At 64.7% G+C, this 19,270-nt stretch carries 16 protein-coding genes; 11 read left to right on the forward strand and 5 right to left on the reverse strand.

What is annotated here, in order from left to right; all coding sequences use genetic code 11:
* Positions 1-6 precede the first annotated feature (6 nt).
* Positions 7-480, reverse strand: coding sequence for a manganese-binding transcriptional regulator MntR (mntR, locus tag IVA95_RS30805; RefSeq protein WP_346658083.1), 474 nt, complete (start codon positions 478-480; stop codon positions 7-9).
* Positions 481-731: 251 nt separating this feature from the next.
* Between mntR and IVA95_RS30810 the strand changes: the two genes are divergently transcribed.
* A complete protein-coding gene (locus IVA95_RS30810) occupies positions 732-3,878 on the forward strand; it encodes a TonB-dependent receptor (protein WP_247513916.1) in 3,147 nt (1,048 codons plus the stop codon).
* Between the two features lie 51 nt (positions 3,879-3,929).
* On the opposite strand, the gene IVA95_RS30815 is transcribed toward IVA95_RS30810, so the two are convergent.
* Genes IVA95_RS30815 through exbB form a run of 3 tightly spaced genes read right to left on the reverse strand, consistent with a single transcriptional unit; the run spans position 3,930 to position 5,955 of the window.
* Positions 3,930-4,688, reverse strand: coding sequence for a TonB family protein (locus IVA95_RS30815; protein WP_247513917.1), 759 nt, complete (start codon positions 4,686-4,688; stop codon positions 3,930-3,932).
* Positions 4,685-5,110: a TonB system transport protein ExbD gene (gene exbD / locus IVA95_RS30820; RefSeq protein ID WP_247513918.1), complete on the reverse strand. Its 426-nt coding sequence runs from the start codon at positions 5,108-5,110 to the stop codon at positions 4,685-4,687. Before exbD ends, IVA95_RS30815 begins: the two co-directional genes overlap by 4 nt.
* A gap of 5 nt (positions 5,111-5,115) precedes the next feature.
* Positions 5,116-5,955 carry a tonB-system energizer ExbB gene (exbB, locus tag IVA95_RS30825; protein WP_247513919.1) on the reverse strand — a complete coding sequence of 280 codons (840 nt, stop codon included), beginning with the start codon at positions 5,953-5,955 and terminating at the stop codon, positions 5,116-5,118.
* A gap of 305 nt (positions 5,956-6,260) precedes the next feature.
* Between exbB and ccmI the strand changes: the two genes are divergently transcribed.
* The 6 genes from ccmI (at position 6,261) to IVA95_RS38890 (ending at position 11,143) form a co-directional block, all read left to right on the forward strand.
* Complete coding sequence (gene ccmI / locus IVA95_RS30830) at positions 6,261-7,364, forward strand: c-type cytochrome biogenesis protein CcmI (protein WP_247513920.1); 1,104 nt, start codon at positions 6,261-6,263, stop codon at positions 7,362-7,364.
* A 41-nt stretch (positions 7,365-7,405) separates the two neighbouring features.
* Entirely contained in the window at positions 7,406-7,897 is a 492-nt protein-coding gene (gene ccmE, locus IVA95_RS30835) for a cytochrome c maturation protein CcmE (RefSeq protein WP_247513921.1), read from the forward strand.
* On the forward strand, positions 7,894-9,876 hold the full coding sequence (locus IVA95_RS30840; RefSeq protein ID WP_247513922.1) for a heme lyase CcmF/NrfE family subunit: 1,983 nt from the start codon (positions 7,894-7,896) through the stop codon (positions 9,874-9,876). The genes ccmE and IVA95_RS30840 overlap by 4 nt, the downstream gene beginning before the upstream one ends.
* Before the next feature lie 4 nt (positions 9,877-9,880).
* The gene (locus IVA95_RS30845; protein ID WP_247513923.1) at positions 9,881-10,378 is read left to right on the forward strand and encodes a cytochrome c-type biogenesis protein; all 498 of its coding nucleotides are present in this window, start codon (positions 9,881-9,883) and stop codon (positions 10,376-10,378) included.
* A 75-nt stretch (positions 10,379-10,453) separates the two neighbouring features.
* Positions 10,454-10,975, forward strand: coding sequence for a DUF1993 domain-containing protein (locus IVA95_RS30850; protein WP_247513924.1), 522 nt, complete (start codon positions 10,454-10,456; stop codon positions 10,973-10,975).
* 33 nt (positions 10,976-11,008) lie between these two features.
* Complete coding sequence (locus IVA95_RS38890) at positions 11,009-11,143, forward strand: hypothetical protein (protein ID WP_256470320.1); 135 nt, start codon at positions 11,009-11,011, stop codon at positions 11,141-11,143.
* Positions 11,144-11,255: 112 nt separating this feature from the next.
* Here IVA95_RS38890 and IVA95_RS30855 read toward each other — a convergent pair whose 3' ends face one another.
* Entirely contained in the window at positions 11,256-11,912 is a 657-nt protein-coding gene (locus tag IVA95_RS30855) for a hypothetical protein (protein ID WP_247513925.1), read from the reverse strand.
* 393 nt (positions 11,913-12,305) lie between these two features.
* Between IVA95_RS30855 and IVA95_RS30860 the strand changes: the two genes are divergently transcribed.
* The 4 genes from IVA95_RS30860 to IVA95_RS30875 all read left to right on the forward strand — a co-directional run bounded on the left by IVA95_RS30860 (position 12,306) and on the right by IVA95_RS30875 (position 19,257).
* Positions 12,306-13,901: a Do family serine endopeptidase gene (locus IVA95_RS30860; protein ID WP_247513926.1), complete on the forward strand. Its 1,596-nt coding sequence runs from the start codon at positions 12,306-12,308 to the stop codon at positions 13,899-13,901.
* Positions 13,902-14,193: 292 nt separating this feature from the next.
* On the forward strand, positions 14,194-14,874 hold the full coding sequence (locus tag IVA95_RS30865; RefSeq protein ID WP_247513974.1) for a response regulator transcription factor: 681 nt from the start codon (positions 14,194-14,196) through the stop codon (positions 14,872-14,874).
* Positions 14,858-16,324, forward strand: a complete 1,467-nt coding sequence (locus IVA95_RS30870) for an ATP-binding protein (RefSeq protein ID WP_247513927.1) — start codon at positions 14,858-14,860, stop codon at positions 16,322-16,324. The genes IVA95_RS30865 and IVA95_RS30870 overlap by 17 nt, the downstream gene beginning before the upstream one ends.
* A complete protein-coding gene (locus IVA95_RS30875; RefSeq protein ID WP_247513928.1) occupies positions 16,321-19,257 on the forward strand; it encodes a bifunctional [glutamine synthetase] adenylyltransferase/[glutamine synthetase]-adenylyl-L-tyrosine phosphorylase in 2,937 nt (978 codons plus the stop codon). The genes IVA95_RS30870 and IVA95_RS30875 overlap by 4 nt, the downstream gene beginning before the upstream one ends.
* Positions 19,258-19,270 lie beyond the last annotated feature (13 nt).

The following is a 19,270-nucleotide window of genomic DNA, read 5'->3' on the forward strand; positions in this document are numbered from 1 at the left end:
ATCGCGTCATGCCTTGCGTCGATCCTTGGCATTGCGAAGAAATTCGGCGAAGGCCTTCAGCGTCACATCGGAAACATGATGTTCGATGCCCTCGGCATCAGCCTCCGCCGCTTCCTGCGGGACGCCCAGCGCCAGCAAGACGTCGACCACCAGACGGTGACGGGCGCGGACGCGCTTGGCGAGGGTCTCACCCTTTTCGGTCAGGAACACCCCGCGATAGGGGCGGGCCGTAACCAGGTCTTCGCGCTTCAACCGCGCAATGGTGTCGATCGCTGTCGGATGCGACACGCCCAGCCTGCGCGCGATGTCGGTCGGGCGCGCCTCGCCGGTCGTTCCGAGCAGATCAGAGATCAGTTCGACATAGTCTTCCAGAACCGCGGTCGATCGCGCCGATCGTGCCTTTCCGAAGCGGCGCGCCTGCGTTTGTTCCGCGGGCAGCGGCTGCATCGGCTTGGCCCGATTTGTCGAGGGCTTGCGCACCACTGCACCTTCCAGGCGAATCCATCCAGACGAGGCGCGACCATGGCGTGCTGCCGACCACATTGCAAGTTGGCGGCTTGTCGCCGATCTGCAACAGGCGGAGCGTCTGGCATTTGCGAGTCATTCGCAGCATCTTGACAGATAACGGTCCAGCATTAACATGTAGCCTTACCTACGTTTTGGTGTTGCGGCTTATCAAATAGCTGTTGCTGAAGCGCGATCGGCTGGGGATGAATATGCGCGCGACGCGAATGGCCCTTGTGGGTACATCGGCACTGGCCGTGGTTTGGTTGAGCCACGCCGCGGCGCCCGCGCAAACCGCAGCGCCCGCGCCATCGGCGCCCCAGGCCGCGCCGCCTGCCGAACCAGCCGCTCCGGCACCGCCGGCAGCGGGGCAAGCTGCGGCGGAGCCGGCTCCGTCGCAGAGCGCGCCGGCCGGACCGCAAGCCACGCCGGGCGCGCCGGCGGAAATCGACATGCCGCAAGTGACCGTCGAGGGGCGTCAGCCTAAACCTGCGCGGCGGGCTGCGCGCGGCGAGCCCGGTCGGCGTTCGACGACCGTGGCGGCACCGCCGCCGGGCCGAACGCCCACCACCACCCCGACCTCGCCCTTCAATCCGCCCTTCGCGCCGCTGTCGACGATCGGAAGCAACCAGATCCAGACCGGCAGCAGCAACGGCGGGTTCGGCAGCCTGTTCACCAATATGCCCGGCGCAACTTCGGCGGGGCTTGCCACGGAATCGTCGCGCCCGATCTTGCGTGGCCTGTCGGACGCAAAGGTCCGCATTCAGGAGAACGGCGTCGGTGCGGTCGATGTGTCTGATATCGCGCAGGATCACGCGGTGCCGATCGATCCTCTCGCCATCCAGAAGGTCGACGTCATTCGCGGACCGGGTGCGCTCCGCTTCGGGTCGCAGGCCGTCGGCGGCGTCGTCGACGTCAACAACAACCGGATTCCGACCGCTGCGCCGCTCGGGGGAGTGGCTGCAGAGCTGAGATCGGGCGTGACAAGCATCAACAGGGGATGGGAGAGCGGCCTGTTGCTGGATGCCGGCGGCCGCAACGCCGCCGTTCATGCCGACATCTACGGGCGCTCCTCCGGCGATTACAGCGTCCCGAGTTACCCGTATCTGGTCCCGCCGATCCCTGCGCCTGCCTTCAACGGCAAGCAGCCGAACTCCGCTTCGCAAAGCGCAGGCGCGGCGGTCGGCGGCTCCTGGCTTTTCGACGGCGGTTATGCCGGCATCGCCGTCTCGCGCTTCACCAGCGACTATCACGTCCCCGGCATTGCGACCGCGGATGCCCGTCAGCACAACGACCTCGAACAGACCAAGATCAGCTCAAAGGGCGAGTATCGCCCGGACGCGAGCGTGCTGGCGGCGATCAGATACTGGACCGGATACTCGGAGTACCGGCACGACGAGACGGTGCTCGCCACCACCGGCTTCCAGGAGATTACCGCCACTTTCAAGAACCGGCAGACCGAGGGCAAGCTCGAGTTCGAACTTGCGCCGTTCGCCACGCCGGTCGGTCCGCTGACCAGCATTTTCGGCGCGCAAGGCGCCTACCAGCAACTCGACACGGCAGGGCAGGCGATCTTGCTTCCGGCGCAGACCAGAACGGCGGCGGCGTACTTCCTCAATGAAGTCAGGCACACGGACACGCTGCGCACGCAATTGGCGGGTCGCATTGAGGGAGTTGGTGTTGAAGGAACGGCATTCACTTTCCCGCCGAATTTGCTGCCACCACCGGATGAGCCGGGCAGGGCAGCCGCCAAGCTCGACTTCATACCGAAGAGCGTCAGCTTCGGCATCATCAAGGATCTTCCATCCTCGCTGGTCGCCAGCCTGACGCTGCAACGGATCGAACGTGCGCCGCGCGCGCTCGAACTGTTCGCCCAGGGTCCCGACGGCTCGGAGAAGACGTTCAAGATCGGCAACCCGAACCTCGGAATCGAAACCGCGCAGACCGCGGAAATCGGCTTGAAACGCACGGATGGCGATTTCAGGTTCGCTGCAAATGCCTACTACACGTCGTACGACAAATTCATTTTCTCGCGCGCCACCGGCATCTTCTGTCAGGAAACGTTTGCGTCATGCGGAGCCGGCACCGATTACATCCAGGTCAACTATGATCAGCGTGACGCGACCTTCCGCGGCGGCGAACTGGCGTTGCAGTGGGACGCCGCACAACTTGCCAATGGCACCCTTGGTTTCGACGGCCAATATGATGTTGTGCGGGCGACGTTCACTGACGGCAGCAACGTGCCGCGCATTCCTCCGATGCGCCTCGGCGGCGGCGTTTACTGGCGCAACGACAATTGGTTCGCGCGCGTCGGCGTGTTGCACGCGTTTGCGCAGAATGACATTTCGCAATTCGATACGCCGACCGCCGGATACGATTTGGTGAAAGTGCAGCTCGAGCACCGGAAGTTCTGGAAGGATTCGCCGTGGGGCGCGGTTGAGGTCGCGACCGGGATAGTTGGCGACAATCTGCTCAACGCCAACATTCGCAACTCCGTTCAATTTCACAAGGACGAGATTCTGCAACCGGGTCGCGGCTTCAAGCTGTTTCTCAACGTCAAATACGGTGTCGACCGGCCAAGCGGCCCGCCCGGCACCTGGATCGGCACGGCGAGACGGCCGGACGGCAACGGTTATTACAAGAGCCCCGCGTACGAAGCGGCGGCCTGGAACTGGGTCGGCATCTATGCCGGCGGCAATGTCGGATATTTGCGGGGTGCGGGCGTTACCAGCGCTGCGTTCAACGATGCTGCAACCGGTGCCTCGCTTGCCGGAGCCCGCCTGTCGTCCACGCACGACACCGCCAGTATTGGCGGACAGGCCGGCTATAACTGGACGTCGGGCCGGATGCTGGCAGGCATTGAAGGCGATTTTGAATACCGCAACCAGCGCGGAAGCAGCGCCACCGCTTGCCCCGGCAACATCTGCAACCCGGCGCTCGCTCCGCTCGATGCCACCGTGACGGCGAGCCTGGACTATCGTCTGGGTTGGGCGGCTTCGGTTCGCGGGCGCGTCGGAACGCTTGTGACGCCGGACCTGCTTGCCTATGCCACCGCGGGCGTTCCGTTCGGCAAGATAACGACGTCAACGGCTGTTGCAGGTTTCGATAATGCGGGTGTCGCGACGACGGCGTCTCTGGATCGGCACTTGTATCGCTTCGGCTGGGCTGTCGGCGCCGGTTTCGAGACGCGGCTGACCGGCAACTGGACGGCAAAGCTCGAATATCTTCACATGGATTTCGGCTCGGTGCGTTCGACACCGCCTGTGGCGGTCAACACCGCGGTTGCGTTCGACGCCAACGCGCGGGTGACCAGTGATGGGGTCAGGCTCGGCGTCAACTACAGCTTTGGCAGCGGCGAGATCGTGGTGGATTAACGCATCGAACTGATGCCCCTAACTCGACGACCAGTCAGCCTTTCGCACGCTCTATTTGACGGTGAAGCGGATCGGCTGCCTGACGACAACTAATTCGCCGGGAAACGTTGCAGGCGGGGCTGGGAAGGGCTGCGCGCGCTTGAGGAGCGCGAGCGCTTCTTCATCAAGGGCGCCGGATCCCGAACTTTGAATTACCCGCGCGCTGACAACCATTCCCTTGCGATCCAGCGTAAACGATACCTGCGCCGTCCCTTGCTCGCGCCGCGACCGCGCGGTTTCCGGGTATCGCTTGTTCTTTTCGACCAAAGCGAGGACCTGGGTTCGCCATGTCACCACGGCCTCCGAATTTTTGTCATTCGGCACACCCTGGGTCGGCGCAACGGCGACCGGTGCGATCCGCTCGTTAATCGCGGGCGGTGCTGATGTCGTGGCGGCCGCTGCCTGCTGCTGCTGCGGCGTCACGTCAGGCTGCGGCCTGGTTTGCAGCGCCACGGCGGCGTCCGGATTGGGCGCGGGCGGCAGCTCAGGCGTTTCATCGGGCGGCGTCTCCCCGGGCTTCGCCACCGGCTGCGCCTCCGATATCACCTGCTCTGGACCGGGCGCAATGTCGGTCGGCGTCGTCGCTGGTGCGGCGGCCAACGGTGCCAGGTCGATCACGATCGCGCCCGAAGGTTCGGCAGCCACGCTGTCGTCCACGTCGCGCCAGGTGGCGAGCGTGGCGGTCAATCCGGCGTAGACGCACAGCACCGCGAGGCTGCTGAACATCCATCGTCGAAGGTCGGAACGATCTTCGGCCGCAAGCTGCATCATGGCGATGAAGCTTGCTCCATTCCGACCAGGGCGACCTTGAGGTAGCCGGCGGCCCGCAACATGTTCATGACCTGCATCACCTCGCCATAGGGGACGAGCTTGTCGGCGCGCAGGAAAATGCGGGTATCCTTCTGGCCGCCGGTGCTCGCATCGAGCGCGCCGGGCAGCGCGCCGCGGCCCACGGTTTCGTTCCCGACGGAAAGCGACAGGTCCGGCTTCACGGTCAGATAGACCGGCTTGTCGGGCCGCGGCTGCGGTTGGGCGTTCGACGCCGGAAGATCGACGGCGATATCGACGGTCGCAAGCGGTGCGGCAACCATAAAGATGATGAGCAGGACGAGAATGACGTCGATGAAAGGCGTCACGTTGATCTCATGGACCTCGGAGAGATCGCCGGTGCCTTGGTTCAGACTGGCGGCCATGGCTGCTACTCAGCCGCTGCGAGGTGCCGCCGCACCAGCATGGTGCCGCTATCAAGGTCGCGGCCGACCAGTCGCGTGATCTCTGCGGATCCGTCGCCGAGTAGCGCCCGGTATGAGGCGATCTGGCGTGCAAAGAGATTGTAGATCATGACCGCGGGAATCGCCGCCACCAGCCCGAGTGCCGTTGCCAGCAGCGCCTCGGCGATGCCAGGCGCGACCACGGCGAGGTTGGTGGTTTGCGACTTCGAGATTCCGATAAAGCTGTTCATGATTCCCCAGACCGTGCCGAACAGTCCGACGAAGGGGCCGGTCGATCCGATGGTCGCAAGCACGCCCGTGCCTAGTCCGATGCGCCTGCTTGCCGCCGCCTCGATCTGCTGCAGCCGGGAGGCGATCCGTGCCTTGATCCCCTCCTTGTCCATCCGATCGGTACTCAATCGGAGTTCTGCCAGGGCGCCCTCGAGCAACTGGGCAACCGCGCCCTCGGGGACCTGCCGCACGGCGTCTTCCACGTTCCGGACATTGGCGAGTTCGCGCAAGGCGTGTCGGGCATTCCGTCGCGCCTTGATCAGCTCGATCGTCTTTGCGAGCCACACCGTCCAGGTGACCGCGGTCGCAAACACCAGGCCAATCATCACTGCTTTGACCACGGCGTCCGCTTGCATGAACATGCCCCAGGGGCTGAGATCGCGGGGCAGCACTGCAGCCGCGATCGCTGCCCTTTCCGTTGCGTCCTGGGCGGCGGCCGGAAATGACAGCAACAGCAGCGGAGGTGACAGAAGCGGTACGCTGCGACAGAGGTTGGACGGAACAGCGCCACGTCGAAATGCTTTCCAGGGTCGCATCGATCTGCCTCTGCACGCAATTAATGCCTCAGCCCCATTGTGTAGCATCGCCTACGTCTTGGTGCAAACCTATAGCCGGAGGCGCGAGGGTCCCGCGCTCGTGCATGCTGGTTGATGGATTTGCGAGCCGCGATCCGGCAGGGGAAACCCAGGCGAACTGCGCCGAGGAATTCCGGATCGCTGGCGGCGGTAGGCTCGCTTCCCGGTTTTCTGCCGCAATTGTCAATTGCCGGGCTTGCCGCCGGTGGTGTAAAGCGGCGCATCGGCGCTTGCCTGAAAGCGTCGTTCCGCCCGGGAACTGCTTGATGACGCTGTGGTTTGTGTTCGCGCTGATGACGGTCGCGGCGATTTTTGCCGTGCTCTGGCCGTTGAGCCGCAGCTCTTCTGCACAACCCGGCGGCAGCGAGGCGGTCGTCTACAAGGATCAACTCGCCGAGATCGACCGCGATGTCGCAGCCGGGCTGATCGGCTTGTCCGAAGCCGAAGCCGCGCGTGTCGAAATCGGCCGCCGCCTGCTTGCAGCCGCAGACGCGGAGCGCAACCTGCCGGCGCGGGCCAACCTTGGCCTGCGGCGTGCCTCGGCCGTCGTCGCGCTGGTGGGGTTGCCGATCGCGGCAGTGACGTTCTATCTCGCGCTTGGATCGCCGCGTCTTGGTGATTTCCCGCTCGCCTCTCGCACCCGCACGGCCGACGCCAGCCAGCCGCTCGAAAACATGGTGGCGCAGGTCGAAGCGCATCTGGAGAAAAATCCGACCGATGGTCGCGGCTGGACCGTGCTGGCGCCCGTGCTGGCGCGGCTCGGTCGCTTCGACGACGCGGTCCGGGCCTACCGCAACGCGATTCAACACGCTGGCGACAGCGCCGATCGCCGCTCCGATCTCGGTGAAGCGCTGGTTGGCAGCGCGGGCGGCGTCGTCACGGCGGAGGCCAAGGTCGAATTCGAGCGCGCGGTCGCGCAAAACCCCGACGATCCCAGGGCCAGCTATTTCCTCGGGCTCGCTGCCGAACAGGACGGCCGGAAGGCCGATGCCGCCGCGATCTGGCAGGCGATGCTGTCAAAAGCGTCGGCGGACGCGCCGTGGCGGCCGCTGGTCGAGGCGGCGCTGACCCGGGTCGGCGCCCCCGTCGCGCCGGCGCTCTCCAACGATGCAATGGCCGCCGCCAGGGACATGAGCGAGGCCGATCGCGGGACGATGGTGCGTGGCATGGTCGATCGGCTGGCGGCGCGGCTGAAGCAGGACGGCAGCGATGTCGAGGGTTGGTTGCGGCTGGTGCGGGCCTATATGGTGATGGGCGAACGCGACAAGGCGACGAGTGCGCGCACCGAAGCGCGCCAGGCGGTCGCGGGCGATGCCGAACGCTTGCGCCAGCTCAATGAAGGCCTGAAAAATCTCGGGCTTGATGGGTAGAGCCGGATGGCGGAACCCAAAGACGAAGGCAGGGGATATTGATGACGCGCAAGCAGCGGCGTTTGACCATGATCGGCGGTTCGCTCGCGGTGCTTGCGGTTGCGGCGGCGCTGGTGCTGAACGCGATGCGCGACTCCATCGTGTTCTTTTCCACGCCGACCATGGCGGCGGAAAAGCAGATCCCGCCGGGCAAGCGGTTCCGCCTCGGCGGCCTGGTGCAGCCGGGCTCGCTGGTGCGCGGCGACAACCTTGCCGTAAACTTCAGCATCGCCGACGGCAGCGCCACGCTGCCCGTCGCCTACAAGGGATTGTTGCCGGACCTGTTCCGCGAAGGGCAGGGCGTGGTCGCCGAAGGCGCGCTCGACGCGTCCGGCGTGTTCAAGGCCGATACCGTGCTGGCCAAGCATGACGAGACCTATATGCCGAAGGACGTCGCCGACGCGCTGAAGAAGCAGGGGCACTGGAAGGACGATTACGGCGCCAAGCCGGGCGCTGCGACGGCATCTGCGCCGGCTCAGGGGACCTCCAAGTGATCGCGGAAGCCGGGCACTACGCGCTGGTGCTGGCGCTCGCACTTGCGCTGATCCAGTCCACAGTTCCGATGCTGGGCGCGCGCTGGGGCGATCACGCGCTGATGAACGTCGCGCGCTCCACGGCGCTGGCGCAATTGCTGTTCGTGGCGGCCTCGTTCACGGCCCTGGTGATGCTGCACGTCAGCTCGGATTTCTCCGTCGTCAACGTGTTCGAGAATTCGCACTCGATGAAGCCGCTGCTCTACAAGATCACCGGCGTGTGGGGCAATCACGAAGGATCGATGCTGCTGTGGGTGGGGATCCTGGCGCTGTTCGGTGGCCTGGTCGCCGCCTTCGGCAACAATCTGCCGCTGTCGCTGCGCGCCCATGTGCTGGCGGTGCAGGGCTGGATCGCGGCTGCGTTCTATCTGTTCATTCTGGTCACGTCGAACCCGTTTCTGCGCATCGCGAGCCCGCCGATCGAAGGCCGCGACCTCAATCCGGTGCTGCAGGACATCGGGCTCGCCGTGCATCCGCCGATGCTCTATCTCGGCTATGTCGGGTTTTCGATCTCGTTCTCGTTCGCGATCGCCGCTTTGATCGAAGGCCGGATCGACGCGGCCTGGGCGCGCTGGGTGCGGCCGTGGACGCTTGTGGCGTGGATATTCCTCACGCTCGGCATCGCAATGGGTTCGTACTGGGCCTATTACGAGCTCGGCTGGGGCGGCTGGTGGTTCTGGGATCCGGTCGAGAATGCTTCGCTGATGCCCTGGCTTGCCGGCACCGCGCTGTTGCATTCCGCCGTCGTGATGGAAAAGCGCAATGCGCTGAAGGTCTGGACCATCCTGCTCTCGATCCTGACGTTTTCGCTGTCGCTGCTCGGCACCTTCCTGGTGCGCTCGGGCGTCTTGACCTCGGTGCACGCGTTCGCCACCGATCCCTCGCGCGGCGTGTTCATCTTGCTGATCTTGTGCCTGTTCATCGGCGGCAGTCTTTCGCTGTACGCCTGGCGCGCCTCGGCACTGAAGCAGGGCGGGCTATTCGCGCCGGTCTCGCGCGAGGGCGCGCTGGTGCTCAACAACCTCTTTCTCACCTCGGCCTGCGCCACCGTGTTCATCGGAACGCTGTATCCGCTGGCGCTGGAAGTGCTGACCGGCGACAAGATTTCGGTCGGCGCACCGTTCTTCAACTTGACCTTTGGGCCCCTGTTCGTACCGCTCCTGGTCGCCATGCCGTTTGCGCCGCTGCTGGCATGGAAGCGCGGCGATCTCCTCGGCGCGGCGCAGCGGCTGACAGCGGCCGGCATCGCGGCGCTGGTCACAATTGCAGTGCTGTTTGCATGGACCCATGGCGGAGCCACGCTCGCCCCGCTGGCGATCGGGCTTGCGATATTCGTGATTGGCGGCGCCTTGAGTGATCTCGTCGAACGTACGGGATTGTTCCGCGTTCCCTTGGCCACCGCGATGGCCCGTGCGCGTGGGCTACCGCGCGCGACCTGGGGCACGGCGTTCGCGCATGCCGGCATTGGCGTTGCGCTGATCGGCATCGTCTGCGAGACCACCTGGAACAGCGAGTATATCGGCACGATGAAGCCGCGCGATGTCGCGAGCGTCGCCGGCTATCAGTTGAAGCTCGACGAGATCACGCAACGGCAGGGACCGAACTTCCGTGAGATGATCGCGCAGTTCACGGTTACGCTCGACGGCAAAGCGCTCCAGGTGATGACGCCGTCGAAGCGCAATTTCACCACACGGGCCTCGTCAACGACCGAGGCCGCGCTGCTGACCCGCGGCGCCAGCCAGCTCTACATTTCGCTCGGCGACACCAATGCGGAGGGCGCCATCGCGGTGCGCATCTATCACAAGCCGCTGGTGCTCCTGATCTGGTGGGGACCTGTCCTGATGGCGTTCGGCGGCCTGCTGTCGCTCTCGGATCGACGCCTGCGCGTCGGCGCGCCGAAGCCGGCCAAGGCCGCCCGCGCGCTGCAGCCGGCGGAGTAATGCTTTGAAGCGCCTCATCGCAGCATGTGTGCTTGTTGTCGCCGCGACGCTGGGCGGGCCGGCTCACGCCGTGCAGCCCGACGAGATCATGGCCGATCCGGCGAAGGAAGCCCGCGCCCGCGACCTGTCGCGCGAGTTGCGCTGCATGGTTTGCCAGAACCAGTCGATCGACGATTCCGACGCGCCGCTGGCGCGCGACCTGCGGCTACTCGTGCGGGAGCGGATCGCCTCCGGCGACAGCGACAGCCAGGTGATCGACTTTCTGGTCGCGCGTTATGGCGAGTTCGTGCTGCTGAAGCCGCGCTTCACGCCGCATACGCTGCTGCTGTGGCTGCTACCGCCGCTCGCGTTGGCCGGAGGCGGGCTGGCACTCTGGTTCTACAACCGCCGCCGTTCGGATACCGGCAGCGCGACCGATCCTTCGCTGTTGCATCTGACGGAGGAGGAAGAGGCGAGGCTGGAGCGCTTGCTCGCAGCCGATGCGCCGGATAAGAAGGCTTAAGCCCGCCATTGCAAGCGGGCAGGCTTCAGCTATGACTCCCCTGTCAAAATAAACATAAACCAGGGGGAACCGGACATGGCCTTTTCACTCTACGACGCCAGTGTGGCGAACTATCTGCAGACACTTGGCGCCGTCAGCGGCTTCCTCGAGCGCGGCCTCATTCATTTCCGCGACAAGAACATCGATCCCGATACCATGGTCGAGGCGCGCCTTGCGCCCGACATGCTGCCGTTGCGCTTCCAGATCATCTCCGTCGCCCAGCATTCGCGCGGCGCTATCGAGGGCGTGCAAAGCGGAGAGTTTCGTCCGCCCGCGTCCAAGACGCCATATAGTTATGCGGGATTGCAAGAATTGGTCGCGCAAACCCGCGAGACTCTGGAGGGCTGGACGCCGGAGGCGGTCAACGCGCTCGGCGGCCGCGACGTCGTCTTTCATCTCGGCGATCACAAGCTGCCCTTCACCGCGGAGGGCTTTCTGATGTCGTTCTCGCTGCCCAATTTCTATTTCCACGCCACCACCGCCTACGACATCCTGCGCACCAACGGCGTGCCGCTCGGCAAGCGGGACTTCATGGGCCGGCTCAAATTGAAGAGCTGAGGCGGGTTTGCGGGGCGAGTCGGGACGCGATCGTTGCGCGCCCGCATCGATGCGCTCGACACCAACTTCGAGAACTTCGTCGATGTGGTCAGTTTCTTCGACCCAGCCAACACGGATACTCTTGAATTCATGTTCGACATCAACGGCAACGGTATCCAGATCAGCTAAAGCTGCAGGACACAACAGCGGCGCAGGATGAAACTTCCTGCGCTGTTCTCTGAGATCTGATGCCGTTATGTTGTGGTTTCGACGCGGGTTTCCTGAGCGAGAAATGCGTGGGTTAGACGACTAGAGACATGTCGACACCGCCATAATCCCGCAGGTAGTCAGTCAGCGACCGTATGTCGTTTGCCATGATCGCTAGGACGTCCTGCTTTTGCTCTTCCGACGTCGGCACGCCGGCATCGTTCGCCCAAGCTGTTCCGTCCTTCTTGAACGTATACTGCTTTCCGTCCAAGGCGAAGATATAGGTGTCCGCATCGCCAATCTTGGATGGATCGATGCCAAGCGGCGCGGCCTTCTTCAAGACGTCGGCGATTTCCGCGGCTGTGAGCTGCACGGCTGGAACTGGAGTGGTGTTCTGCCACTTGACGTAAGATTCCTGCGTGCGCTTCAGCCAACCGGCGACATTCTCCTGCATTTGATCGTTCGTTGCCGCGAAGGACCTTTGCATCTCTGCGCGGGCCACCGCCATGTCTGCCTTAGCCGCAGCAAAACGATCAGCGAAACGATCCTCCGCCGCTTGCGACCAAGCATCCAAGGCTTGCTGCGCCGCGTCCGGGCCTTCCTTGAAGGCGGCTGTCAGACGATCCAGCGCGTCCCGCGACAGCGACACCTGCGTGGCCGGGCCGCGGTCGCTGTCGTTCCGTGTCGCGTTCGATGCGGGCTGTTTGGCGTTGTCGTCCCCGTCGAGAGCCGTATAGGCGAGGGGATTCAATGTGGCGGCTTAGCTGGAAACGGCGCTGACCATTTTCTTCCTGATCTTTGTCGTTGACGGCGATGAACTAGGGTTCGCCTTCGGCGACCCGCAACCACGCTCTCACTGTTCGTGCAGAGGTTGTGGCATCGGTTGGTTTAACGTAAGATTACGAGAGCTGCGACGGCTGGCTGCTTGCCCGGCCCGGCGCGAGCGCCCTGTCCTCTGAAAGTTGTTTTTCGGCCAGCGCTAACCCATTGATTGCTTGCGCTATTCTGCCGCATCCATAAGCCGCCGCATTACAAAAGTTTAATTCCCCAGCCAGCGCGCGGTAAGGCGGCAAGCCCCATCTTCCGTCCTGTCAGGTGCCCAGCCCCGCACCGTCGAAATTCACGCTTCGGAGATTTTAGAAACATGACAGAACGTCCCGTCGATCTTTCCTCGCTACCGTCGTACGGCGCAGCTCGCCGCTCGCTGTTCTCCGCGCGCAAGTTCGCGCTGATGGCTTCCGTGGTCGCCGGCCTCGGCGCCGCCGTGTATGGCTTCTCGCCGCAGCAGGGCCCGGCCGATGTCTTCAGCAGCGCGGCGCACGCGCAGGTCAACAACGAGGTCCGCAAGGTCGAGCGTCCCATCGGTTTCGCCGACATTGTCGAGCGCGTGAAGCCGTCGGTGATCTCGGTGAAGATCAACATCGCCGACAAGAGTTCCAAGGACGACAGCGCTAACAAGGACGATGACTCGCCGTTCCCGCCGGGCTCGCCGATGGAGCGCTTCTTCCGCCGCTTCGGCGGTCCGGATGGCTTGCCGCCCGGCCTGCGCGGCGGACCGCGTGGCGGCCGCGGCCCGGTCACAGGCCAGGGTTCCGGCTTCTTCATCTCGCCTGACGGCTATGCCGTGACCAACAACCACGTGGTCGACGGCGCCGACAAGGTCGAAGTCACCATGGATGATGGCAAGACCTACACCGCGAAGGTGATCGGCACCGATCAGCGCACTGATCTGGCGCTGATCAAGGTCGAGGGCCGCAAGGATTTCCCATTCGCCAAGCTGTCCGATAGCAAACCTCGGATCGGCGACTGGGTGCTCGCGGTCGGCAACCCGTTCGGCCTCGGCGGCACCGTAACCGCCGGCATCGTCTCGGCCTCCGGCCGCGACATCGGCAACGGTCCGTATGACGATTTCATCCAGATCGATGCGCCCGTGAACAAGGGTAACTCCGGCGGTCCGGCGTTTGACACCAATGGCGAAGTGATGGGCGTCAACACCGCGATCTATTCGCCGTCCGGCGGCAGCGTCGGCATCGCGTTCTCGATTCCTGCCTCGACGGTCAATAACGTGATCGCCCAGCTCAAGGACAAGGGTTCGGTCAGCCGCGGGTGGATCGGCGTCCAGATCCAGCCGGTGACTTCCGACATCGCCGATAGTCTCGGCATGAAGAAGGCGGAAGGCGCGTTGGTGGCGGAGCCGCAGGCCAATGGTCCAGCGGCCAAGGCCGGCATCCAGTCCGGTGACGTCATCACCGCCGTCAATGGCGAGCCGGTCAAGGATGCCAGGGAACTCGCCCGCACCATCGGCGGTCTCGCACCCGGCACCGCGGTCAAGCTCAACGTGCTGCAAAAGGGCCAGGAAAAGGTCGTCAACCTCACGCTCGGCCAGTTGCCGAATACGGTCGAGGCTAAGGCCAACACCGATCGCGAAGACAAGGGCGGCGCGACCAAGGGAACCGACGTGCCGAAGCTCGGCCTGACGGTCGCCCCCGCCAACACCGTGGCCGGTGCCGGCAGGGAAGGTGTCGTCGTCACCGAGGTGGACCCGAAGAGCGCGGCGGCCGAACGCGGCTTCAAGGAAGGCGACGTCATTCTTGAGGTCGCCGGCAAGCCCGTCGGCACCCCAAGCGAAGTCCGTGAGGTAATCGACGCTGCGCGGACCGAGAACAAGAACAGCGTTCTGATGCGCGTGAAGAGCGGCGGTTCGTCGCGCTTCGTCGCGGTGCCGCTGGCGAAGGGCTAAACGAGGACTAGATACCAGATGGAGGGTTACGCCGGCATTCGTCGCCCCCGCCGACGTCTCCTTCCGGGGAGCGGGTCCAAAACTCGCTCCCTCTGGCAACCTTCCTTCGGAATACGCCCCCCTCCGTCGGAAGGGCCTAAGGGCGGTGAGGTCCCCCAGCCTCATCGCCCGCTCTTTTCACTTGATCGCGATACTGCGCGGTCGCCTTGCATGTGCAGGGCGGCCGCGCCATGGTGAAGAGGAACCAAATCCTGTGAGCGCCCCCGCAGCAATCCCCACACCCGTCAACCAGATGCGCCTGTTGATCATCGAAGACGACCGCGAGTCCGCCGACTATCTGGTCAAGGCGTTCCGTGAAGTCGGCTATGTCGCCGATCTCGCCAGCGATGGCGAGGAGGGGCTGTCGATGGCCGAGAGCGGCGACTACGACGTGCTGGTGGTCGACCGCATGCTGCCCAAGCGCGACGGCCTCTCCGTGATCGGCGCGTTGCGCGAGAAGGGCGATCGCACGCCGGTTCTGATTCTTTCTGCGCTCGGCCAGGTCGACGATCGCATCAAGGGGCTGCGCGCCGGCGGCGACGACTATCTACCAAAGCCCTATTCATTCGCCGAATTGCAGGCGCGCGTCGAAGTGCTGTCGCGCCGCAATGTCGGTCCGGCCGAAGAGACCACCTACCGCGTCGGCGATCTCGAGCTCGACCGTCTCTCGCATCGGGTCGCGCGCGGCAAGGACGAGTTGACGCTGCAGCCGCGCGAGTTTCGCCTGCTCGAATATTTGATGAAGCATGCAGGCCAGGTGGTGACCCGCACCATGCTGCTCGAAAACGTCTGGGATTATCATTTCGATCCGCAGACCAACGTCATCGATGTGCATATTTCACGGCTGCGTTCCAAGATCGACAAGGGCTTTGACCGGCCCTTGCTGCACACGATCCGGGGCGCCGGATACATGATCCGTGACGGCCTTCGGTAAACTGATCCGCACCACGGCGTTCCGGCTGACGCTGGTCTATCTGTTTTTGTTTGCGCTGTTTGCGGCGTCGCTGGTCGGCTATTTCGCCTGGAATACGCGAAGGCTGATCAACGAACAGATCACCACCACGGTGAACGCCGAAACCGCCGAGATCAACGACATCTACACGCGCCGCGGTTTGCACGGCGTTGCCCGCACAGTCGCCAACCGCGCGCTGCGGCCGGGTGCCAACCTCTATCTCGTCACGACGCCGGAAGGGGTGGCGGTCGGCGGCAATGTCGGCGCGCTGGCGCCGGGCGTGATGGCCTCGACCGGCTGGTCGGAGACCGGCTATCGCCGGCTCGACGAGCAGGACACGGCCGATCACCGCGCGCTGGTGCGCGTCACCGAACTCACCAACGGTTTCCGCCTTCTGGTCGGCCGCGACCTCGAAGAGCGCCGCCGGTTGTTCGGCATCGTCGCCAACGCCGCGCAATGGTCGCTGCTGGTCGTCATCGTGCTCGGCATCGGCGGCGGCATCTTCGTGGCGCGGCGGGTGCTGCAACGGATCGACGCCATGACCGGTACCACAAGGCGCATCATGGCCGGCGACCTTTCCGGGCGTCTGCCGGTTGGACGCAGCGGCGACGAGCTCGATCGCCTCGCGGAAAACCTCAACGCCATGCTGGAGCGCATCGAGGCGCTGATGATGGGGCTGAAGGAAGTCTCCGACAACATTGCCCACGATCTGAAAACGCCGCTGACGCGCCTGCGCAACCGCGCCGAGGAGGCGCTGGCGAGCTCCGGCAGCGAGGCCGAATACCGCGCCGCGCTGGAGCGTATCATCGAGGAATCCGACGGCCTGATCCGCACCTTCAACGCGCTGTTGATGATCGCACGCGCCGAGTCCGGGCAGGCGCGCGGCAACATGGATGATTTCGATGCGGCCGACGTCGCCAAGGGCATCCACGAATTGTACGAGCCACTAGCCGAAGACGACGGTATGACCCTGCGCGTCAAGACCGGCACTGCGCGGCTGCACGGCAACCGCGAACTGATCAGCCAGGCACTTGCCAATCTGGTCGAGAACGCCATCAAGTACGGCAAGCCTTCGCCAGTGGTGCAGCCGCTGGACCCTGCCGCCGCGGCGCGCACTCGGGAGATCCTGATCGAGGCGCGGCGCGAAGGCGACCACGTGCTACTCAGCGTCACCGATCATGGACCCGGCATTCCCGAAGGCGATCGCAAGCACGCGGTCGAGCGATTCGTGCGGCTTGAGGCGAGCCGCACGCTGCCGGGTTCCGGCCTCGGGCTCAGCCTGGCCTCCGCGGTGGCGACCTTGCATGGCGGCGAACTCAGGCTCGCCGATTCCCGTCCCGGCCTGACCGCAACGCTGGTCGTCCCGGCGCTATCTGCCGCGGGCGACAGGCTTGCGGCTCAAACGCAGGATGTGCCACAGAAGGTGGCATGAATTCCTCCGCCTTGGCTGCGCGGTTCGTCAGCGGGCCGCATATCGCAGCCAATAGCAACGCCGAACAACGCCTCAGAGACTGGCTCGCCGAACTGGAGCCGGCGCAGGCGGCCGAGATCGGCCTGTGGCTGGATCGTCCGCTTGCCAGGGCTATCCTGCTCGGCATCGTCGAGTTCTCGCCATACCTGTTCGACCTGATCCGCGCCGACGCCGCGCGGCTGATCCGCCTGTTGGCATGCGATCCGGAACAGCATCTCGCCGCACTGATCGAGAAGACATCGCGCGACGTGCTCGCTGCCGCCAGCGAAGCCGAGGTGATGCATCTGCTTCGCCGCTTGAAGTCGGAGGCCGCACTATTGATCGCACTATGCGATATCGGCGGCGTCTGGCCGGTGATGCGGGTGACGGCGGAGCTGACTGATCTGGCGACGGTCTCGGTGCAGACGGCGCTGCGCTTCCTGCTGCGCCAGGAGGCCGCGCGCGGTCGCATGACCGCCGCCAATCATGACCGGCCGGAGGAGGGCAGTGGATTGATCGTGCTCGCGATGGGCAAGATGGGCGCCGGCGAATTGAACTACTCCAGCGACATCGACCTGATCGTGTTTTTCGATCCCGCCCGCACCTCGCTGGCAGCAGACATCGAGCCGGCGCCGTTCTTCGTGCGGGTGACGCAGACGCTCGCCCGTCTGCTGCAGCAACGCTCCGGCGAGGGCTACGTGTTCCGCGTCGATCTGCGCCTGCGGCCCGATCCGGCCTCAACGCAGGTGGCGATCTCGACGGAAGCGGCGCTACACTATTACGAGCGGGAAGGGCGGACCTGGGAACGCGCCGCGATGATCAAGGCGCGCGTTTGCGCCGGCGACGCCAAAGCGGGCGAGGCGCTGATCGCGGAACTGTCGCCGTTCGTCTGGCGCAAGCATCTGGATTTTGCCGCGCTCACCGACGTCCACGAAATGAAGCGGCAGATGCAGACCTATCGCGGCCAGAGCGAGATCGCGGTCGAAGGTCATAACGTCAAGGTTGGCCGCGGCGGCATCCGCGAGATCGAGTTTTTCGCGCAGACGCAACAGCTCATTGCCGGCGGCCGCCATCCGGAACTGCGGGTGCGGTCCACGCTGCATGCGCTGCAGGTGCTGGCGACCAGCAACTGGATCAGCTTTCAGGCCTGCGACGAATTGACGGCGGCTTATGAATTTCTGCGCCGCGTCGAGCACCGGCTGCAGATGATGTGCGACGAGCAGACCCACACGTTGCCGGAAGACGCCGAGGCCGTGGAGCGTTTTGCGAACTTCTTCGGCTATGAGAGCCGGGCGGCCTTTGCGAAGGACTTGCTCGGCCATCTCGATGTCGTGCAGGGGCATTACGGCAAGCTGTTCGAGGGCGATCCGACCGGCACGGTGAAGCTGCCGCAGCTCAATTATGCCGGCGGGCCTGAGGATGCGCGCCTGCTCGATCACCTGACGATGCTTGGCTTCAAGAAGCCGGTCGCGGTGGCTGGCACCCTGCAGCACTGGATGCAGGGCAACTATCGCGCGCTCCGCAACGAGGCGACCAAGGCTGCCTTCATCGAATTCGTGCCCGGCCTGATCCACGGTCTCGCGCATGCCGAAGATCCCGACGACGCCGTGACCACGTTCGATCGCTTTCTCGGCGCATTGCAGCGCGGCGGCCGGCTGATTTCACTGTTGAGCCAGAACCGCGATCTGGTCGCCCTTGTGGCCTTGATCCTCGGCGCCGCGCCGCGGCTCGGCGACATGCTGGCGCGCCAGCCGCAGATCATGGACGGCTTGATCGATCCCCGTTTCTTCGGCGCGATGCCGGACCGGAAGGAATTGTCGGCGCGGCTGGCGGCGACGCTGAAGGACGCGGACTCTTACGAAGACTTCCTCGATCGCCTGCGGCTGTTCGGGCAGGAGAGCCTGTTCTTGATCGGCACGCGGATCCTGTCCGGCACGGTTTCCGCCCAGCACGCTGGCGTCGCCTTTGCCGACGTCGCCGAGGGCATCGTGCACACCGTGCACGGCCTGGTGACAGATCAGTTCGCGACCCAGTACGGCCGCATCAAGGGACAGGAGACCGCGATCCTCGCGATGGGCCGGCTCGGCAGCCGCGAGATGACGGCATCTTCCGATCTCGACCTGATCCTGCTGTATAATTTCGACGCGGACAATCCCGATTCCGACGGCGAACGATCGCTGCACGGCGCACAATATTTTACGCGGCTGACCCAGCGGCTGATCTCGGCATTTACGACGCGGACCAATTACGGCGTACTCTACGACGTCGACATGCGGCTGCGGCCGTCGGGCCGCGCCGGGCCGCTGGCGTCGCGGATCGATTCCTTTTCCGATTATCAGGAACGCGAAGCCTGGACCTGGGAGCATATGGCGCTGACGCGGGCGCGGGTGATCTCGGCTTCACCGGCGTTTCGGAAAGCGATCGAGGACGCGATCCGCGGCGTGCTGACGCGGCCGCGCGATGCGGCCTCTACCGCCGGCGACGTCGCAGACATGCGCCGGGCGATTGCGCTGGAGAAGGGCGAGGACGAGATCTGGGACCTCAAGCTCGCCGCCGGCGGCCTGGTCGACATCGATTTCATCGCGCAGTATTTGCAGCTCGTTCACGCCTCGGAGAAACCCGAGATCCTCAGCGTCTCCACGCTGCAGGTGCTCGACAACGCCGCACGCCTCGGCGTGCTGCCGCCATCCGACGCCGAGATTTTGCGTTCGGCGGCACGGCTCTATCACGACCTGACGCAGATATTGCGGCTTTGCGTCACCGGCAAATTCAAGCCGGAGACGTCGGGCGAGAACCTGTTGCGCGTGATGGCGCGCGCCGGCGACACGCCGGATTTCTCGACGCTGGAAGCGCGCCTGCGCGAGACGCAAGGCGAGGTGAGGCGGGTTTTCCAGGCACTGGTCGGTCGGGAATAGGCATTGGCCGCCG

This window comes from Bradyrhizobium sp. 157, from assembly GCF_023073815.1.
GTDB lineage: Bacteria > Pseudomonadota > Alphaproteobacteria > Rhizobiales > Xanthobacteraceae > Bradyrhizobium.